General features: G+C 68.8%; 1 pseudogene. It reads right to left on the reverse strand.

Features of this window, described 5'->3' with window-relative positions:
- A pseudogene (locus PO605_RS30840) lies at positions 1 to 990 on the reverse strand (RHS repeat-associated core domain-containing protein); the annotation flags it as partial.

Below are 990 nucleotides of genomic sequence, written 5' to 3' on the forward strand. Positions count from 1 at the left end.
GTTGCTGCTGGCTGTGGTCTGCATGCATTTGCGCGATGCGGTTGCCGCAGGGGTCGTAGCGCCAGACGCGGTCTTCGCTGAAGCCGATGCGGTTGTCTTCCCAGCGCTGCACGGGGCCTTGCCGCTGGCCTGCAAGGTGTCCCTGGCCCATGAGGTTGAAGTCGGTGTGACGCCAGTGGGCGTGGACCTGGGCGGCCCAGCTGTCCTGAGGGCTGGCTTGACCCGGTGCGCCCGGTGCGGGCAGGCGGTTGCCGGCAGGGTCGATCTGCCAGCGGGCGGTGGTCTGGGGGTCCTGGCTGTCGGTGGCCGCCCTGAGGCGCCCGGCGCTGTCGTAGCCGTAGCGCAGCAGTTGTGCGGCCTGGCCCGGGGCGCCGGCCTGTTCGATGGCAACGAGCTGGCCCAGGCTGTCGTAGTGGTAGCGGCGGCCGAGGATCTGGCCGATGAGGGGCTGGACGAGGTGATCCCTGCCTTCGGTGCTTTGCAGGCCTGTGGTGCCCAGGGCCGTGAGGCGGCCCATGCTGTCCCATTGGCGTTGCACCTGCAGGGGGTGGTGTGCGTCTGCACCTGCTTCTGCTGCGGGAGTGGGTGGGTGCAGGCTGCGGCGGACTTCGCGGTGCAGGGCGTCGCGTTCGAAGTCGATGAGGCCGGCGCCGTTGAGCTGCAGTCCGTGCACATGGCCTGAGCCGTAGGTGAGCCAGGCGATCTCTCCCAGGCCTTGCAGCTGGCTGTGCTGGCGTGCGCCCAGCGCATCCAGGCTGTGGGCGATGCGGTGTTCGTATTCGATCTGGTCTGCGCCGCCGCCCCCGTTGCTGTGCTTGCCGGGCCGGTACAGCTGCTGCACTTCTGCGGTGATGCGGCCCAGGGCATCGCGTTCCAGTGCTATGCGGCTTTGCAGTTGGGTGGTGTTCTCTGCGGTGTTCTCGACGGTGTGCTGCCAGACGCTGGCGGCCATGAGGCGTCCGGCCGCATCCCATTCGTAGCGGTGGGTCT

The sequence above is a fragment of the Delftia sp. DT-2 genome (assembly GCF_028401915.1).
In the GTDB taxonomy this organism is placed as follows: domain Bacteria; phylum Pseudomonadota; class Gammaproteobacteria; order Burkholderiales; family Burkholderiaceae_C; genus Comamonas; species Comamonas tsuruhatensis.